The organism is Streptomyces sp. NPDC100445 (assembly GCF_044759735.1).
Lineage (GTDB): Bacteria > Actinomycetota > Actinomycetes > Streptomycetales > Streptomycetaceae > Streptomyces.
Genome location: NZ_JBIVZV010000013.1, coordinates 118,082 through 134,777, shown reverse-complemented (window position 1 = coordinate 134,777; position 16,696 = coordinate 118,082). Strand labels below are relative to the sequence as shown.

The following is a 16,696-nucleotide window of genomic DNA, read 5'->3' as shown; positions in this document are numbered from 1 at the left end:
GCCGCGGCCGTACTGTTGTACAGGTAACCCAGTCGACGTGAGTGACGGAGAGCGCAGGCCCCCCATGGTGCAGATCAAGACCCCCGAGCAGATCGCCAGGATGCGGGCGGCGGGCCTGGTCGTCGCCGCCATCCACGCGGCCACGCGCGAGGCCGCGGTGCCGGGTGCCAGCACCAAGGACCTGGACGAGGTGGCCCGCAAGGTCCTGGCCGAGCACGGCGCCCGGTCGAACTTCCTCGGCTACGGCGGCTTCCCGGCGACCATCTGCACCTCGGTCAACGACGTCGTCGTGCACGGCATCCCCTCCGACGAGGTCGTCCTGAAGGACGGCGACATCATCTCCGTGGACTGCGGCGCGATCGTCGACGGCTGGCACGGCGACGCGGCGTACACGGCGTTCGTCGGCTCCGGCCACGCGCCGGAGCTGGTCGAGCTGTCGCGGGTGACGGAGGAGTCGATGTGGGCCGGCATCGCGGCCATGAAGGCGGGCAACCGCCTGGTCGACATCTCCCGGGCGATCGAGACGTACATCCGCCGCCAGCCCAAGCCCGGTGGCGGCAAGTACGGGATCATCGAGGACTACGGCGGCCACGGTATCGGCACCGAGATGCACATGGACCCGCACCTGCTGAACTACGTCGACCGCCGGCGCGGCAAGGGCCCGAAGCTGGTGCCCGGTTTCTGCCTGGCGATCGAGCCCATGGTCTCTCTCGGCACCCCGCGCACCGAGGTGCTCGAGGACGACTGGACCGTCATCACCACGGACGGCACCTGGTCCTCCCACTGGGAGCACTCTGTCGCCCTCACCGAGCAGGGGCCGCTGGTCCTGACCGCGCCGGACGGCGGCCGGGCCAAGCTCGCGGAGTACGGCGTCACCACCGCTCCGGACCCGCTCGCATAAGGGTCACCCGCATGGGGCAGACTTCCTCGATTCGCCTTTCCGGGTGTGCCGACGTAGACTGACTCGTCGGCTCTCGTGCACCCGCATGTCCGCATGCTCCCGCAAGGGAATCTCAGGGAACGCCCGAGGGTCGATCAAGGTAGTCGATTCGAAGGGCGAAGCGTGGCCAAGAAGCAAGGTGCCATCGAGATCGAGGGCACTGTCGTCGAGTCTCTTCCGAACGCCATGTTCAAGGTCGAGCTCCAGAACGGCCACCAGGTCCTGGCACACATCAGCGGCAAGATGCGTATGCACTACATCCGTATCCTCCCTGACGACCGGGTCGTGGTGGAGCTTTCTCCGTACGACCTCACGCGCGGCCGGATCGTCTACCGGTACAAGTAGATCTTGCCCGAGCTTCGGGCCCGCCCGGAGCGATGGCACTGACCCGGAGAACCTCACCCCATGAAGGTCAAGCCGAGCGTCAAGAAGATCTGCGACAAGTGCAGGGTGATCCGCCGTCACGGCCGGGTCATGGTCATCTGCGAGAACCCGCGCCACAAGCAGCGCCAGGGCTGACGCAGGAACACCACCCTCTGCACCGCTATCGCAGAGATTCGCGCGACGCGAGCTGAATATGTTCATACGCAGGGCCCAAGTCGTCGCGAGCGGCTTGACACCCCCGGTCGGAGGCCGGGGACCCGGTTCGTACCTGGTACGGCGGCCGGGAACCGGTCCTGTGGAAGACCTCCGAAGGATCACCAGGAGCCATTGAATGGCACGCGTTTCCGGTGTCGACATCCCGCGCGACAAGCGCGTGGAGATCGCGCTCACCTACGTGTTCGGCATCGGCCGGACCCTCTCGAAGGAGACGCTGGCTGCGACCGGCGTCGACCCGAACGCCCGCGTCCGTGACCTGTCCGAAGAGCAGCTGGTCGCGATCCGCGAGTACGTCGACAACAACATCAAGACCGAGGGTGACCTCCGTCGCGAGATCCAGGCCGACATCCGCCGCAAGGTCGAGATCGGTACCTACCAGGGTCTCCGTCACCGTCGCGGTCTGCCCGTCCGCGGTCAGCGCACCAGCACCAACGCTCGTACCCGCAAGGGTCCGCGTCGCGCCATCGCCGGCAAGAAGAAGCCGGGCAAGAAGTAGTCCGCAGCGGACATCTGTCCACGGTCTTCGCTGTAGGACCGACCACCTCCCTAGGAGTAAGTAGATGCCCCCCAAGGGACGTCAGGGCGCCGTCAAGAAGGTGCGCCGCAAGGAAAAGAAGAACGTCGCTCATGGCAACGCCTACATCAAGAGCACGTTCAACAACACGATCGTCTCCATCACGGACCCGTCCGGCAACGTGATCTCCTGGGCCTCCGCCGGCCACGTCGGCTTCAAGGGCTCCCGGAAGTCCACGCCGTTCGCCGCGCAGATGGCCGCCGAGTCGGCTGCCCGCCGCGCGCAGGAGCACGGCATGCGCCGCGTCGACGTGTTCGTCAAGGGTCCGGGTGCCGGTCGTGAGACCGCGATCCGCTCCCTCCAGGCCACGGGTCTCGAGGTCGGCTCCATCCAGGACGTCACCCCGACCCCGCACAACGGCTGCCGCCCGCCGAAGCGTCGTCGCGTCTGACGCGTCGACCGGTGTCGGTCTGAGGTCTCCGGGCGGTACGGCTCCGTGAAAGGGCCGTATCGCCCGTACCCTTGCTGTACCCGTGTCGTGCGAACGCACGGTTGTGTCGGACGTCAAATAGCGGGCGTCCACGAAAGAAGGATCTGATCCACTCATGCTGATCGCTCAGCGTCCCTCGTTGACCGAAGAGGTCGTCGACGAGTTCCGCTCCCGGTTCGTGATCGAGCCGCTGGAGCCGGGCTTCGGTTACACCCTCGGCAACTCCCTGCGCCGTACCCTCCTCTCCTCGATCCCGGGTGCCGCCGTCACCTCCATCCGGATCGACGGCGTGCTGCACGAGTTCACCACCGTGCCGGGCGTCAAGGAGGACGTCACCGACCTGATCCTCAACATCAAGCAGCTGGTCGTCTCCTCGGAGCACGACGAGCCGGTCGTGATGTACCTGCGCAAGCAGGGCCCGGGTCTGGTCACCGCCGCCGACATCGCGCCCCCGGCCGGTGTCGAGGTGCACAACCCCGACCTGGTCCTCGCCACGCTCAACGGCAAGGGCAAGCTGGAGATGGAGCTGACCGTCGAGCGCGGTCGCGGTTACGTCTCCGCCGTGCAGAACAAGCAGGTGGGCCAGGAGATCGGCCGTATCCCGGTCGACTCCATCTACTCGCCGGTGCTGAAGGTCACGTACAAGGTCGAGGCCACGCGTGTCGAGCAGCGCACCGACTTCGACAAGCTGATCGTCGACGTCGAGACCAAGCAGGCGATGCGTCCCCGTGACGCCATGGCCTCCGCGGGCAAGACGCTGGTCGAGCTGTTCGGTCTCGCCCGCGAGCTGAACATCGACGCCGAGGGCATCGACATGGGTCCGTCCCCGACGGACGCCGCCCTGGCCGCCGACCTCGCGCTGCCGATCGAGGAGCTGGAGCTGACGGTCCGCTCCTACAACTGCCTCAAGCGTGAGGGCATCCACTCCGTGGGTGAGCTGGTCGCGCGCTCCGAGGCCGACCTGCTGGACATCCGTAACTTCGGTGCGAAGTCCATCGACGAGGTCAAGGCGAAGCTGGCCGGCATGGGCCTGGCCCTGAAGGACAGCCCGCCCGGATTCGACCCGACCGCCGCCGCCGACGCCTTCGGCGCCGACGACGACGCGGACGCCGGATTCGTCGAGACCGAGCAGTACTGAGCCCTCCGCGAGGAGGCCGGTGCTGCGGCCGCGGTCCCGCCGTGGCCGGTCACGCGGTTCCCCGCGCCCCTTCGGGGGTGCGGACCCTCCGGGCCCCCGAGCGGGGCCCGGATCTTCGACAGGCAACCGCCTGCTCGGATACTGACCCCGGTACCTGATACGGCCGGGGCAGACACACAGGAGAAGAACCATGCCGAAGCCCACCAAGGGTGCCCGTCTGGGCGGCAGCGCCGCGCACGAGAAGATGCTCCTCGCGAACCTCGCGAAGGCGCTCTTCGAGCACGGCCGTATCACCACCACCGAGGCGAAGGCGCGCAAGCTGCGTCCGTACGCCGAGCGTCTGGTCACCAAGGCGAAGAAGGGCGACCTTCACAACCGCCGCCAGGTGCTCCAGGTCATCACGGACAAGAGCATCGTGCACACGCTCTTCACCGAGATCGGCCCGCGGTACGAGAACCGTCCGGGTGGCTACACCCGCATCACCAAGATCGGTAACCGCCGTGGCGACAACGCGCCCATGGCCGTCATCGAGCTGGTCGAGGCGCTGACGGTGCAGCAGAACGCCGTGGGTGAGGCCGAGGCCGCCACCAAGCGCGCGGTCAAGGAGTCCGAGGAGGCCAAGGCCGAGGACACCAAGGCCGAGGAGACCGAGGCTCCGGCCGAGGAGTCCAAGGACGCCTGAGGCTCCGCCTGACGCTGTGAGCGGGTCCGCCCTTCGGGGCGGGCCCGCTCTCGCGTTCCCCGCCCGCGCCCCGCCCTGAGAGGATCCCCACGTGAGTGACGAAGTACAGCCCGGACACGTACGCATCCGCCTCGACCTGTCCTACGACGGCGGCGGTTTCCACGGCTGGGCCAAGCAGGCCGGCGGCAGGCGGACCGTGCAGGGTGAGATCGAGGACGCCCTGCGGACGGTGACGCGGTCGAAGGAGACGTACGACCTGACGGTGGCCGGGCGGACCGACGCCGGGGTGCACGCGCGCGGGCAGGTGGCCCACGTCGACCTGCCGGAAGGGCTGTGGGCGGAGCACCGGGAGAAACTGCTCAAGCGGCTCGCCGGGCGGCTGCCGAAGGACGTCCGGGTGTGGCGGCTGGCCGAGGCGCCGGCCGGGTTCGACGCCCGGTTCTCGGCCGTCTGGCGGCGGTACGCGTACCGGGTAACCGACCATCCGGGCGGGGTGGATCCGCTGCTACGCCACCACGTGCTGTGGCACGACTGGCCGCTCGACGTGGACGCCATGAACGAGGCGGCCCGGACGCTGCTGGGGGAGCACGACTTCGCCGCCTACTGCAAACGGCGGGAGGGGGCGACCACGATCCGCACGCTCCAGGAGCTGAGCCTGGTGCGCGGGGCAGACGGGATCATCACCGCCACCGTGCGCGCGGACGCCTTCTGCCACAACATGGTGCGCTCGCTGATCGGGGCGCTGCTGTTCGTCGGTGACGGGCACCGGGGTCCGGAGTGGCCGGGGAAGGTGCTGGCCGCCGGCGTGCGGGACTCGGCCGTGCACGTCGTACGGCCGCACGGGCTGACGCTGGAGGAGGTCGGCTACCCGGCCGACGAGCTGCTGGCGGCCCGGAACAAGGAGGCGCGGAACAAGCGCTCGCTTCCCGGTGCGACCGGTTGCGAAACCTGTTAGTTACGTTGCATTGCGCTGAGCATAGGTCCCATGTCCGCATTTACCGGGCGTAGGTCTCCTTAACGACCCTTACGCGGTTCATACCTCTCGTATAGAGTTTCGCCTCCCGGCCAGGAGATCGATGGGGCCGGCCGGGGTTGGCTGGGGGGTCGACGGGTCGTCAGGGCCCGGGGTTGGAACAACGCAATGACATCAGTGGGTCCCGTGCGGGCCGGGGGGCACCGCGCGGCGCGCCGGAGTGGCGGCGGTCGGCGGCGGGCCGGGCGGGGCGGGGACGCCTCGCTGGGGCTGCTGCCCCTGCCGCCGACGGAGAAGGAGAAGTACTCCTACGCGCGCCGCAACCTGTGGATCCTGACGATCAGCTCGCTCGTCAGCTTCTGCTGCCTGGTGGTGAGCCAGTTCAAGCTCGCGGCGTCCACCCCGGCGCTGTGGATCTACACGCCGCTGCTGGTCTTCACGGTCTTCTACTACCTGGTGTCGTTGCGGGTGAACGGCTTCACCCGGGACTTCGACATCGCCCACCACCGGCGGCTGGTGCACGACTGGCGGCCCGAGGTGTACCCGACCGTCGACGTGTTCCTTCCGGTGTGCGGGGAGCCCATCGAGGTGCTGCACAACACCTGGCGGCACGTGCGGGCGATGGCCGACCGCTACCCCGGGGTGTGCGTGCCGTTCGTGCTCGACGACGGTGCCGACCCGGGGCTGGCCGCCATGGCGCGGGACTTCGGCTTCCGCTACGGCACCCGGGAGAACCGCGGCTGGTTCAAGAAGGCCGGCAACCTGCACTTCGGCTTCGGACAGTCCGACGGCGAGTTCATCCTCATCCTGGACGCCGACTTCACCCCGCGGGCCGACGTGCTGGAGGAGCTGCTGCCGTACATGGACGACGATCCGCGGATCGGCATCGTCCAGTCTCCGCAGTACTTCCGCGTGCTCGACTCGCAGAACTGGGTCGAGCGCGGGGCGGGCGCGGTGCAGGAGCTGTTCTACCGGTCCGTGCAGGTGTCGCGGCAGGGGAGCGACGGCGCGATCTGCGTCGGGTCCTGCGCGATCTACCGGCGGGCGGCCCTGGAGACCAACGGCGGCACGACGCTGATCGAGCACTCCGAGGACGTGCACACCGGTTTCGACCTGCGCGGGCTCGGCTGGGACCTCAGGTACGTGCCGGTCGCGGTCTCCACCGGCGTCTGCCCGGACACCGCGGGCGCCTTCTTCAACCAGCAGTACCGCTGGTGCTCGGGTTCGATGAGCCTGCTGGGCAGCCGGAAATTCTGGCAGCGCAGGATCCGGCTGTCGAGCCGCCTGTGCTACATGTCCGGGTTCTTCTACTACATCCACACCGCGCTGTTCACCTTCGCGGCGCCGGTCATCCCGATCGTGCTGCTGCTGATGATGCCGGACAAGCTCAAGGTCGAGCACCTGCTCCTGGTGCTGCCCAGCATCGTCTACACCACCGTCGTCTTCCCGGTCTGGCACCGGGCGCCCTACCGCCTGGAGGCCTGGGCGGCGCGCATGATGTACGGCTGGGCGCACGTCTTCGCCATCTGGGACATCCTGCGCAAGAACCGCATGGGCTGGCAGCCGACCGGCTCCTCCGGCGCCAAGAAGAACAAGACGCGGCGCTTCTGGATCGGCATGTGGGCGTGGAGCGGCGGCACCGCGCTGGTCTGGGTGCTGGCCGCGGTGTACCGGACGTTCACCATGAACGCCCCGGACTTCGCCCTGGTCCTGTCCTCCGGGCTCTTCTACGCGCTGGTCGTCGGCCGGGTCCTGGTCCAGCCCCGCTCGGGAGCGAACGCCTGATGCGACTGAAGGAACGATTCCGGTCGCTGCGCCTGACCCTGGCCGGCTGCCTGGCCGGCGCCCTCGTCCTCAGCGGCTGCTCGCTGCTCGGCGACGACTCCGGTGACACGCCGGCTCCCGGCGGCGGCACGGCCGGCCCGCGCCCCGCGGTGAGCGCCGCCAAGGACGTCCCCTACGACGTCACACCGCTGCTGAGACCGGCGAAGAAGTACTACGGCGCCGCCGTGCCCGGCGCCCCGAACGTCATGAAGAACATCGACGCGTACACGCGGATGACCGGCAAGCAGCCCAACCTCGTCGAGTACTACGCCGGCTGGGGCGACGGCTTCGACGCCACCGGCGTGCGCAACGCCTGGCACGAGGGCGCGCTGACACTGATGTCCTGGGAGCCGTTCGACACCCCGGTCGCCGACATCGCGGCCGGCCGGTCCGACGCCTACATCAGGAAGTACGCGGCCGCGGTCCGGAAGCTGAACCTGCCCGTGGTGATCGACTTCGCGGACGAGTTCAACGGCCACTGGGAGAAGTGGGGCACCGACCACGTGACCCCCGCTCGGTACGTGGCCGCCTGGCGCCACATCCACCAGCTCTTCGTCGACTCCGGCGCCACCAACGTCATCTGGTCCTGGTCGCCCAACATCGTCAACCCGGTTCCCGACGTGCAGCTCGAGCCGTACTACCCGGGCGACGCCTACGTCGACTGGATCGGTCTGATCGGCTACTTCACCGCCGGCGAGGACAACAGCTTCGACAGCGTCTTCGGCCGGACCCGCGACCGGATCCGCATCTTCACCAAGAAGCCCATGCTGCTGCTGGAGACCGCCGCCGTGCCCGGCGAGCGGCGCCGCGACGACATCCGCAACCTGTTCCAGGGCGTCGAGGCGGACGACGGCATGCTCGGCTTCGTCTGGTTCAACCACCGCAAGCGCGCCGACTGGCGGCTGGAGGCGAGCCCGCTGGCGCTGAAGGAGTTCAAGCGCTTGGCCGCCGACGACCGTTTCGGCTTCGACGTACGGAAGCCGTCATGACCTCTTCGCCCGAGTACTACACGCCCCAGCCGTACGACCCGTACGCCGAGGACGACGGCCAGGGCGGCTGGTTCAACTCCGACGGGTACATCCCGCGCCAGCCCCAGGCCCACGACGTCGACGCCGGGTACGACTACGACTCGCGCACCTACCCCTACCAGCAGCGGGACGACCAGCCGACGTACGCCCTGCGCACGGTGACGGAACCGGCCCCGGCGCCCGAGCCCGGATACCACGTCCCGCAGAGCCCCGAGGTCGGCTGGGACATGGCCGCCAGCCCGCGGCGCGCCTGGGTCAGCCGGGCCGTGCTGCTGTGCGTCCTCCTCGTGCAGGCGGTGCTCTCCCTGCGCCTGTCCAACACCGCGTTCCAGGACGAGGCCCTGTACCTGGCCGCCGGGCACGCCGAGCTGGCGCACCTGCTGCACGGCACCCCGCTGCCCGTCGACTACGCCGCCTACTTCTCCGGCTCCCCCCAGCTGTACCCGGTGCTCGCCGCCGTCGTGGACGGCCGCTTCGGGCTGACCGGGGCGCGCCTGCTCAGCCTCGCCTTCATGCTCGGCACCACCGCCCTGCTGTACTCCTTCACCCGGCGGCTGTTCAACGAGCGGGCCGCGCTGGCCGGCGCGTCGCTGTTCGCGGTGGTGCAGTCCACGGTGGTCATGGGCTACTTCGCCACCTACGACGCCCCCGCCGTGTTCCTGCTGGCCCTCGCCACCTGGATCGTCGTACGCACCGACCGGGCGCCCGCCGCCGCCGTGCTGCTCGCCGCACCGGTCGCCGTCCTCGCCGTCGGGGTGAAGTACGCCTCCGGCCTGTACCTGCCGACCATCGTCGTGCTGGCGCTGCTCACCGGCTGGCCGCACAAAGGCGCCAGGGCGTTCTGGCGGATGCTGCTGCTCGCCCTCGGCATCGGTGCCCTGCTCGCCGCCGGCCTGTGCACCACCGACCTGCTCGCCGGCGTGCGGCAGACCACGACCGACCGGTCCCACGGCACCGACAGCGCCGCCTTCCTGCTCCAGCGCTCGACGCAGTGGGGCGGGCTGATGTTCCTCACCGCCGTCGGCGGCGCCCTGTCCTACGTGCGGCGCGGCCGCATGAACGAGTCACCGCTCGCCCTGCGGCTCACCGGCCCCGGCCGGCGCCGGCGCGCGCTGCTCGGCTTGGTGCTCTGCGGCACCGCCCTGCTGGCCCCCGCTTACCAGATGCACCTGGGGACCGTGGTCTCGCTGTTCAAGCACGTCGGTTTCGGCCTGCTGTTCGCCGCGCCGATGGCTGGTGTGGGCGTGACCCGGCTGATCGGCGCCCACTTCCGCTACCCCCAGCTCGGCATCATGCTGTGGACGGCGACGCTCTGCCTCGGCATCTCCCAGGCGGACTGGCGCTACGGCGTCTGGCCCGACTCCACGAAGATGATCAAGGTCGTCGCCCCCCACGTGGACCGCAAGGGCCACTACCTCGCCTCCACCCCCGAGGTGCCCGTCTACTACCTGCGCGACCGCACCAGCCACCGGCAGTGGCAGGGCGTCTTCGCCATGGAGTACACGGACCGCCGGGGCCGGCACCGCACCGGTGACGCGGCCTACCGCTCGGCGGTGCGCGACGGAGAGTTCGACCTGATCGTGCTGGACGGCCTGACCAACCCCCGGGTGGACGCGGTCGTCGCCGGGGCGGTCCGGGGCAACCCGCACTACCGGCTCCTCGCGGACCTGCCGTTCCGGAACTCCAGCGGCACGGGCCACTACCGCATCTGGACCAAGGCCTCCTGACCGTTCCCCGACCCGCCCCCCGACTTCCGAGGGGTGGGCAGCGCCGCACCGCACGGCGGAGGAGGGGACGGGCCGGGTCGGGCGGGCGCACGCGGCCGGCAGGTCCGCCGCGCCCGGCGGGGGCGCGGCCCGAGGCGCCCGGCGCCTACCGTGCCGCGGCGGCCGACGCCTGGGCCTGCCCGCGGCGGTGGATCTGGTTGACGGTGAACTGGGCCAGGTCGTTGCCGGTGCGGAACACCGCGCTGTCCTTGTTGGTGACGTCCTTGCCGCTGGTGAAGCCGGAGATCGTGAAGTAGGCGTAGCGGCCGTAGGCGTTGCGGGTAGAGCGGCAGAACGCCCCGTCGCAGAACGGCTTGACCCCCTTGCCGAACAGCGACCGCACGATACTCCGGTCGTCGGTCTGGGAACGGGCCTTGGTGGCCTGGGCGGCGGTGTCGAAGACGGCGACGCCGACGGTGACCCCGATGCCGCCGTGGACGTAGGTGACCCGCATCAGCCGGGTGCAGCCGTTGGCGGTGAGGATCTTGGGCAGGCTGGCGCCGGCGGCCGTGGCACAGCTCGTGGTGTCCGCCGTCAGGACCTTCTTGTACTCCGCGCCGCCGAGGGTCAGCCGCGTGCCCGGCAACAGGGTGTCCGGGCCGAGCGGGGCGGTGTCCTTCCCCACACTGGAGATGAACTCCTTGGGGTCGAGCGGCGGCGGGGCGCTGGTGGGCGCGAACGACGGCGTCGCGCTGCCGGTGCCGGGCAGCGAGGAGCCGCTGGGCAGGCCACCGGCGGCCCGGTCGTCACCGCCGTTCGCGGAGACGACCGCCATGGCGACCGCGGTGCCTATCGCCACGGTGGCGAGCGCGCCGCCCACCGTGAACAGCAGCTTGCGGCGCCTGTTCCGCGTCTCCGAGGCCTCGGCGAGCGCGGCCCAGTCCGGCGAGCCGTCGTCGGCTGCGCCGTTCCACGGCTGCTGGGAATGCGGTTTCCAGGGATCCCACTGAGACTGGGGTCCCCCCTGCCCGTAACTCATGGGGCGCATCTTAGACGGGGCGTGGGGGGTGCCGGAGGGCGTCGGGCGGCATGCCGCGTTTGTCCGCCGCCCGGGTTCCGGGCGGTTTCGACCCGGGTGTCGGACGGACTCGTTTTGACCCGTCCGGGGGCCGCCCGGTAACCTACTTCTTCGTTGTGTATTGGCTTGCTCATTCTCACGGGACGGGCCCTTACACCGGTCCACCGGGCCGATGACCAGCGACCAGCACGCGGTTTGCGTCACCGCTGTGCGGTCAGGGCTGTCGTGATCGTTTCGGTGACCTTGTTTAGGACCATTCACTCGAAGCGAAGGCTACGAACCGTGCGTACGTACAGCCCCAAGCCCGGCGATGTGACGCGCCAGTGGCACGTCATCGACGCTCAGGACGTCGTCCTGGGCCGTCTCGCCACGACCGCCGCCACCCTCCTCCGGGGCAAGCACAAGCCGATCTACGCGCCGCACGTCGACGCTGGTGACTTCGTCATCATCATCAACGCCGACAAGGTGCACCTGTCCGGCAACAAGCGGACCCAGAAGATGGCGTACCGCCACTCCGGCTACCCGGGTGGTCTGCGCTCCGTCCGCTACGACGAGCTGCTCGACAAGAACCCCGAGAAGGCCATCGAGAAGGCCGTCAAGGGCATGCTCCCCAAGAACACGCTGGGCCGTCAGATGCTCTCGAAGCTGAAGGTCTACAAGGGTGACCAGCACCCGCACGCTGCCCAGCAGCCGGTGCCGTTCGAGATCACCCAGGTCGCGCAGTAAGTCCGGCCACCCCCAAGACCGAAGAGAATCTGAGGAGAATCGTGGCCGAGACCACTGCCGAGCAGCCGCTCGAAGAGCTTGACATCGACAGCTACACCACCGAGTCCGAGGTCCCCGTCGAGGGTGAGTACACCTCGGAGTCCATGGCCTCCCGCTTCGGCGAGCCCCAGCCGGCCGCCGGCCTGGGTCGCCGCAAGAACGCCATCGCCCGCGTCCGGATCGTCCCGGGCACCGGCAAGTGGAAGATCAACGGCCGCACCCTCGAGGACTACTTCCCGAACAAGGTGCACCAGCAGGAAGTCAACGAGCCCTTCAAGGTGCTCGAGCTGGAAGGTCGTTACGACGTCGTCGCCCGCATCGCGGGTGGCGGTGTCTCCGGTCAGGCCGGTGCGCTCCGTCTCGGTGTCGCCCGCGCGCTGAACGAGGCCGACGTCGACAACAACCGCGGCCCGCTGAAGAAGGCCGGCTTCCTGACGCGTGACGACCGTGCGGTCGAGCGCAAGAAGGCCGGTCTGAAGAAGGCCCGCAAGGCTCCGCAGTACAGCAAGCGCTAAGCTTCGCTGCCTGCTCGTACGTGGTACGGGCTTCGGCTCCGCGTACTCCGAACGCCCCGGCGGCACGCCATATGTGCCCCCGGGGCGTTCGTTTATCCCGGCCAAGGGCGTATAACGACACAAGACGCTCAGAGGCTTGTGTGATCGGATGCCGAGGCGTCTGCCCCCCACGCGGCACCCCTTTCGCTTCCGACAATGACGTTTCCTCAGGAGGACAAGTGGGACGACTCTTCGGCACGGACGGCGTGCGCGGTGTCGCCAACGCGGATCTGACGGCCGAGATGGCGCTCGCCCTCTCGGTCGCCGCGGCGCACGTACTGGCCGAGGCGGGCACCTTCGAGGGCCACAAGCCGACGGCTGTGGTCGGACGGGACCCGCGCGCGTCCGGGGAGTTCCTGGAGGCGGCGGTGGTGGCCGGACTGGCCAGCGCCGGCGTGGACGTCCTGCGGGTCGGGGTCCTGCCGACCCCCGCGGTGGCGCACCTCACCGGCGCGCTCGGCGCCGACCTCGGCGTGATGCTCTCCGCCAGCCACAACGCCATGCCGGACAACGGCATCAAGTTCTTCGCCCGCGGCGGCCACAAACTCGCCGACGAGCTGGAGGACCGGATCGAGTCGGTCTACGAGTCGCACCGGCACGGGGAGCCCTGGCAGCGGCCGACCGGCGCCGGGGTGGGCCGCGTGCGGTCCTACGAGGAGGGTGCCGAGCAGTACATCGCCCACCTGCTGTCGGTCCTGCCCAACCGGCTCGACGGACTGAAGATCGTCCTGGACGAAGCGCACGGCGCGGCCTCGGGGGTCTCGCCGGAAGCGTTCGCCCGGGCCGGTGCCGAGGTCGTCACCCTCGGCGCCGAGCCGGACGGCCTCAACATCAACGACGGCTGCGGCTCCACCCACCTGGACCAGCTCAAGGCCGCGGTCGTCGAGCACGGCGCGCACCTCGGCATCGCGCACGACGGCGACGCCGACCGCTGCCTGGCCGTGGACCACACCGGCGCCGAGGTCGACGGCGACCAGATTCTCGCCGTCCTGGCGCTGGCGATGCGGGAGCACTCCGCGCTGCGCGCCGACACCGTCGTCGCCACCGTGATGTCCAACCTCGGCTTCAAGCTGGCCATGGAGCGGGCGGGCATCCGCCTCGTGCAGACCGGCGTCGGCGACCGGTACGTGCTCGAGGAGCTCAAGCAGCACGGGTACGCACTCGGCGGCGAGCAGTCCGGACACGTGATCATCCTCGACCACGCCACCACCGGCGACGGCACCCTGACCGGCCTGCTGCTGGCGGCGCGGGTCGCGGAGAGCGGCCGCACGCTGCGCGAGCTGGCGTCCGTGATGGAACGCCTGCCGCAGGTACTGGTCAACGTGCCCGACGTGGACCGGTCGCGGGTGGGCACGTCCGCGGACCTCGCCGCGGCCGTCGCCGAGGCCGAGCGGGAGCTGGGGGAGACCGGGCGGGTCCTGCTGCGTCCCTCCGGCACCGAACCGCTGGTCCGGGTGATGGTCGAGGCCGCGGACATCGACCAGGCCCGGGCGGTCGCCGGGCGGCTCGCCGACGCGGTGAAGTCGGCGCTGGGCTGACACCGGGCGGGGTCGCCGGGGACCGTCCGGCGGCCGCCCGCGCGCTGATCGCGGCCGGCCGCGGGCGGTTCCCTCGGGGCGTCCCTCAGGCCGGCTGGCCCCGCCGGCGCCAGAAGAACTTCTGGGCGAGCAGGGTGAGCGTCCCGGCGAGGACGATGCCGATCAGGTTCAGCGCCAGTTGCTCCGAGGAACGAACCGCCTGGTGGGTGTCGGTGTAGACCAGCGCGACGGCCGCGTTCGCGGCGGCGGGCACGGTCGTCACCGAGATGGCGACCCCCACCAGGGCGCCCGACTTCGCGGACGTCAGCGACAGCGTGCCGGCGATCCCGGCGAGCACCGCCACGACGAACGAGAACCAGTCCGGGGCGTAGATGAAGCCGGTGTTGGGCCGGCCGGCCTCCAGCTGGGACTTGTGGAACAGGCCCACCGCGTCCATGAACAGGCTGAACGCGCTCGTCAGCGTCATGGCCGCCGCGAACCCGACCACCAGCGCGATCACCGACCGCCACGCCAGCCGCGGGCGCCGCCGGACCAGGGCCGTGCAGATCCCCGCCAGCGGCCCGAACTCCGGCCCCACCGCCATCGCGCCCACGATCAGGATGGCGTTGTCCAGCACCACACCGCAGGCCGCGATCATCGTGGCCAGTGTGATGAACGCGACATAGGTGAACGACAGCGTCGACTCCTCGTGGGTCGCCTCGGTCAGGCCCTCCCACAGCACCGCGTCCGCGCCCTCGCCCGGCGCCGCCTCCTCGGCCTCGTCGGCCCGGCGGGACAGGGAGAGGTCGATGTTCCCCACGGCGATCGAACCGGTGTCGTCCAGGCCCAGCCGGCGCAGCCCGGCGATCAGCCCGTCGCCCGCCTCACGGGCCACGTCGCACAGGACGACGTCCCCGGCGGGGTCGCGGGCGGCGCCCGGCAGCACCACCAGGTGGGCGGTGCCGACGGTTCCCTCGATCAGACGGACCACCTCGTCGGTGCGTTCCGTGGGGGTGATCAGACGCAGATGCAGCATGCGCCCCATCTAACAGCCAACGGGCCCGCTCACAGCTTGCGCAGGCGCAGGCGCTGCACCGTGTGGTCCGGGCCCTTGCGCAGGATGAGGCCGGCCCGGCCGCGGGTCGGGGCGATGTTCTCCACCAGGTTCGGCTTGTTGATGGTCCGCCACAGTGTGCGGGCGTAGTCCACGGCCTCCTCCTCGGAGACCTGCGTGTACTTGCGGAAGTACGACGAGGGGTCCTGGAAGGCCGTGCGGCGCAGCTTGCGGAAGCGGTTCAGGTACCAGCGCTCGATGTCCTCGGCGCTCGCGTCGACGTACACGCTGAAGTCGAAGTAGTCGGCGAGACCGACCCGGGTACGGCCGTCCTTGCCGGGCAGCGCCGGCTGGAGGACGTTGAGGCCCTCCACGATCAGGATGTCGGGCCGGCGGACGGTGAGCCGCTCGTCCGGCACGATGTCGTAGATGAGGTGGGAGTACACCGGCGCGGACACCTCGGCCTTGCCGGCCTTGATGTCGGCGACGAAGCGGGTGAGGGCCCGGCGGTCGTAGGACTCGGGGAACCCCTTGCGCGACATCAGGCCGCGCGCCTCCAGCTCCCGGGTCGGCAGCAGGAAACCGTCGGTCGTCACCAGCTCCACGCGCGGATGCTCGGGCCAGCGGGAGAGCAGGGCCTGGAGCAGCCGGGCGACGGTGGACTTGCCGACGGCCACCGAGCCGGCCACGCCTATCACGAACGGCGTCCCGGACTGGGAGCCCTTCTCCCCGAGGAACGTGTTCAACGCCCCCCGCAGGCCGTCCGTGGCGCCGACGTACAGGTTGAGGAGCCGGGAGAGGGGGAGGTAGATGTCCCGCACCTCGTCCAGGTCGATGACGTCCCCCAGACCGCGCAGCTTCTCCACCTCCTCGGCGGTGAGCGGCAGCGGCGTCTTGTCGCGCAGCGCGCTCCACTCGGCGCGGGTGAGGTCGACGTAGGGAGTCGCCTCCGGCCTGTGCCGGTGGGCGCTCCGGGGCATCGGGGAGACCGGTGAGATCACAGTCCATTGTTAACGGAGTACGAACGGGGCGGCGGGGTGGGGTATGTCACGTGCCGACGGCGTTCCTCCCCGGGACGGTCCGGGGATGAACGCCGTCCGCGCCGCGCGCCCAGGCGCTGGACACGGTCCACGACGAACTCGCCGTGGTGGAGAGCCGGTCCGACGGCCCGCGGTCTCATGTACCGCTCGATGTGCCTAGTCCGATGTCACCAGGTGCTCCACCTCCGGTACGAGGAACTCTCCGTAGTGCATCACCGATCCCAGTCCTCGTAGGCGCGCGTACTGCTCGGCGGAGAGCCTCACCCCGGATCCGTGTCCGGCCTCACAGATCGCTCTCAGCAGGAGTCGCAGCGCCAGGTCGGGCGTGCAGCCGGTGGCGCACCGGACGAGTGCGTCCCGGACGCCCGCCGGCAGGACGCGGGCCCGATCGATCTCGGCCAGGACCGCGTCCAGGCTGTCCGCACCGTCCTCGGTGTCGGCGCCGCTGAGCGCAGGGGCGGCGGGTCCTCCGGCCAACCAGGCGTCACACACGCGGACGATGTCCGCCATCCACGCGACTCCCGAGGTGAAACCCCTGCGCGGGTCGCGGAACGTTCCCTCGGGAGCCGTCGCGGCCTGCCACAACGTCTCGATCGTCGCCGTGTCGAGATTGTCGAGCAGGCATTGCGCGTCTCGGCGCACGGCCAGGACCGCTGCCGGCGGGAGATCCGGGTCCAGGTGGTACCGAACGGCTTCGGCGCCGGTGGCCCCGTTGTGCGTCCAGTCCGCGTGGAACATGGCGGTCAGCCAGGTCAGACCGAAGTCGGCGTCGTCGAAGCGTTTCATCCGGACT

General features: G+C 70.0%; 18 protein-coding genes. 14 read left to right on the top strand and 4 right to left on the bottom strand.

Annotated elements, in window-relative coordinates:
* Positions 1 to 64 precede the first annotated feature (64 nt).
* The 11 genes from map (at position 65) to ACIQVT_RS27875 (ending at position 9,916) form a co-directional block, all read left to right on the top strand.
* A complete protein-coding gene (gene map, locus ACIQVT_RS27925; RefSeq protein ID WP_403760257.1) occupies positions 65 to 901 on the top strand; it encodes a type I methionyl aminopeptidase in 837 nt (278 codons plus the stop codon).
* A gap of 162 nt (positions 902 to 1,063) precedes the next feature.
* On the top strand, positions 1,064 to 1,285 hold the full coding sequence (gene infA, locus ACIQVT_RS27920) for a translation initiation factor IF-1 (RefSeq protein WP_003948620.1): 222 nt from the start codon (positions 1,064 to 1,066) through the stop codon (positions 1,283 to 1,285).
* Positions 1,286 to 1,345: 60 nt separating this feature from the next.
* Positions 1,346 to 1,459 carry a 50S ribosomal protein L36 gene (rpmJ, locus tag ACIQVT_RS27915; RefSeq protein ID WP_003998809.1) on the top strand — a complete coding sequence of 38 codons (114 nt, stop codon included), beginning with the start codon at positions 1,346 to 1,348 and terminating at the stop codon, positions 1,457 to 1,459.
* Between the two features lie 196 nt (positions 1,460 to 1,655).
* Positions 1,656 to 2,036: a 30S ribosomal protein S13 gene (gene rpsM / locus ACIQVT_RS27910; RefSeq protein ID WP_121787367.1), complete on the top strand. Its 381-nt coding sequence runs from the start codon at positions 1,656 to 1,658 to the stop codon at positions 2,034 to 2,036.
* A gap of 64 nt (positions 2,037 to 2,100) precedes the next feature.
* A complete protein-coding gene (gene rpsK / locus ACIQVT_RS27905; RefSeq protein ID WP_121787366.1) occupies positions 2,101 to 2,505 on the top strand; it encodes a 30S ribosomal protein S11 in 405 nt (134 codons plus the stop codon).
* A gap of 154 nt (positions 2,506 to 2,659) precedes the next feature.
* The gene (locus tag ACIQVT_RS27900; RefSeq protein ID WP_003966937.1) at positions 2,660 to 3,682 is read left to right on the top strand and encodes a DNA-directed RNA polymerase subunit alpha; all 1,023 of its coding nucleotides are present in this window, start codon (positions 2,660 to 2,662) and stop codon (positions 3,680 to 3,682) included.
* Between the two features lie 190 nt (positions 3,683 to 3,872).
* Positions 3,873 to 4,364, top strand: coding sequence for a 50S ribosomal protein L17 (gene rplQ, locus ACIQVT_RS27895; protein WP_403759786.1), 492 nt, complete (start codon positions 3,873 to 3,875; stop codon positions 4,362 to 4,364).
* A 91-nt stretch (positions 4,365 to 4,455) separates the two neighbouring features.
* The gene (gene truA, locus ACIQVT_RS27890; protein ID WP_403759783.1) at positions 4,456 to 5,319 is read left to right on the top strand and encodes a tRNA pseudouridine(38-40) synthase TruA; all 864 of its coding nucleotides are present in this window, start codon (positions 4,456 to 4,458) and stop codon (positions 5,317 to 5,319) included.
* Between the two features lie 387 nt (positions 5,320 to 5,706).
* On the top strand, positions 5,707 to 7,122 hold the full coding sequence (locus ACIQVT_RS27885; RefSeq protein ID WP_403760254.1) for a glycosyltransferase family 2 protein: 1,416 nt from the start codon (positions 5,707 to 5,709) through the stop codon (positions 7,120 to 7,122).
* Complete coding sequence (locus ACIQVT_RS27880) at positions 7,122 to 8,150, top strand: glycoside hydrolase family 26 protein (RefSeq protein ID WP_403759780.1); 1,029 nt, start codon at positions 7,122 to 7,124, stop codon at positions 8,148 to 8,150. The genes ACIQVT_RS27885 and ACIQVT_RS27880 overlap by 1 nt, the downstream gene beginning before the upstream one ends.
* Positions 8,147 to 9,916 carry an ArnT family glycosyltransferase gene (locus ACIQVT_RS27875; RefSeq protein WP_403759777.1) on the top strand — a complete coding sequence of 590 codons (1,770 nt, stop codon included), beginning with the start codon at positions 8,147 to 8,149 and terminating at the stop codon, positions 9,914 to 9,916. The genes ACIQVT_RS27880 and ACIQVT_RS27875 overlap by 4 nt, the downstream gene beginning before the upstream one ends.
* Positions 9,917 to 10,061: 145 nt before the next feature.
* Here ACIQVT_RS27875 and ACIQVT_RS27870 read toward each other — a convergent pair whose 3' ends face one another.
* Positions 10,062 to 10,934, bottom strand: coding sequence for a hypothetical protein (locus ACIQVT_RS27870; RefSeq protein WP_403759774.1), 873 nt, complete (start codon positions 10,932 to 10,934; stop codon positions 10,062 to 10,064).
* Between the two features lie 321 nt (positions 10,935 to 11,255).
* On the opposite strand from ACIQVT_RS27870, the gene rplM reads away from it, so the two are divergent.
* The 3 genes from rplM to glmM all read left to right on the top strand — a co-directional run bounded on the left by rplM (position 11,256) and on the right by glmM (position 13,830).
* Positions 11,256 to 11,699, top strand: coding sequence for a 50S ribosomal protein L13 (gene rplM / locus ACIQVT_RS27865; protein WP_030345455.1), 444 nt, complete (start codon positions 11,256 to 11,258; stop codon positions 11,697 to 11,699).
* A gap of 41 nt (positions 11,700 to 11,740) precedes the next feature.
* Positions 11,741 to 12,253, top strand: a complete 513-nt coding sequence (rpsI, locus tag ACIQVT_RS27860; RefSeq protein ID WP_121787362.1) for a 30S ribosomal protein S9 — start codon at positions 11,741 to 11,743, stop codon at positions 12,251 to 12,253.
* A 218-nt stretch (positions 12,254 to 12,471) separates the two neighbouring features.
* A complete protein-coding gene (glmM, locus tag ACIQVT_RS27855; RefSeq protein WP_403759770.1) occupies positions 12,472 to 13,830 on the top strand; it encodes a phosphoglucosamine mutase in 1,359 nt (452 codons plus the stop codon).
* An 85-nt stretch (positions 13,831 to 13,915) separates the two neighbouring features.
* Here the strand turns inward: glmM and ACIQVT_RS27850 are convergent, their stop codons facing one another.
* The 3 genes from ACIQVT_RS27850 to ACIQVT_RS27840 form a co-directional block, all read right to left on the bottom strand.
* Positions 13,916 to 14,845 carry a DUF389 domain-containing protein gene (locus tag ACIQVT_RS27850; protein ID WP_403759766.1) on the bottom strand — a complete coding sequence of 310 codons (930 nt, stop codon included), beginning with the start codon at positions 14,843 to 14,845 and terminating at the stop codon, positions 13,916 to 13,918.
* Between the two features lie 29 nt (positions 14,846 to 14,874).
* Entirely contained in the window at positions 14,875 to 15,843 is a 969-nt protein-coding gene (coaA, locus tag ACIQVT_RS27845) for a type I pantothenate kinase (RefSeq protein ID WP_403760251.1), read from the bottom strand.
* A 216-nt stretch (positions 15,844 to 16,059) separates the two neighbouring features.
* A complete protein-coding gene (locus tag ACIQVT_RS27840) occupies positions 16,060 to 16,689 on the bottom strand; it encodes a hypothetical protein (protein WP_403759763.1) in 630 nt (209 codons plus the stop codon).
* Positions 16,690 to 16,696 lie beyond the last annotated feature (7 nt).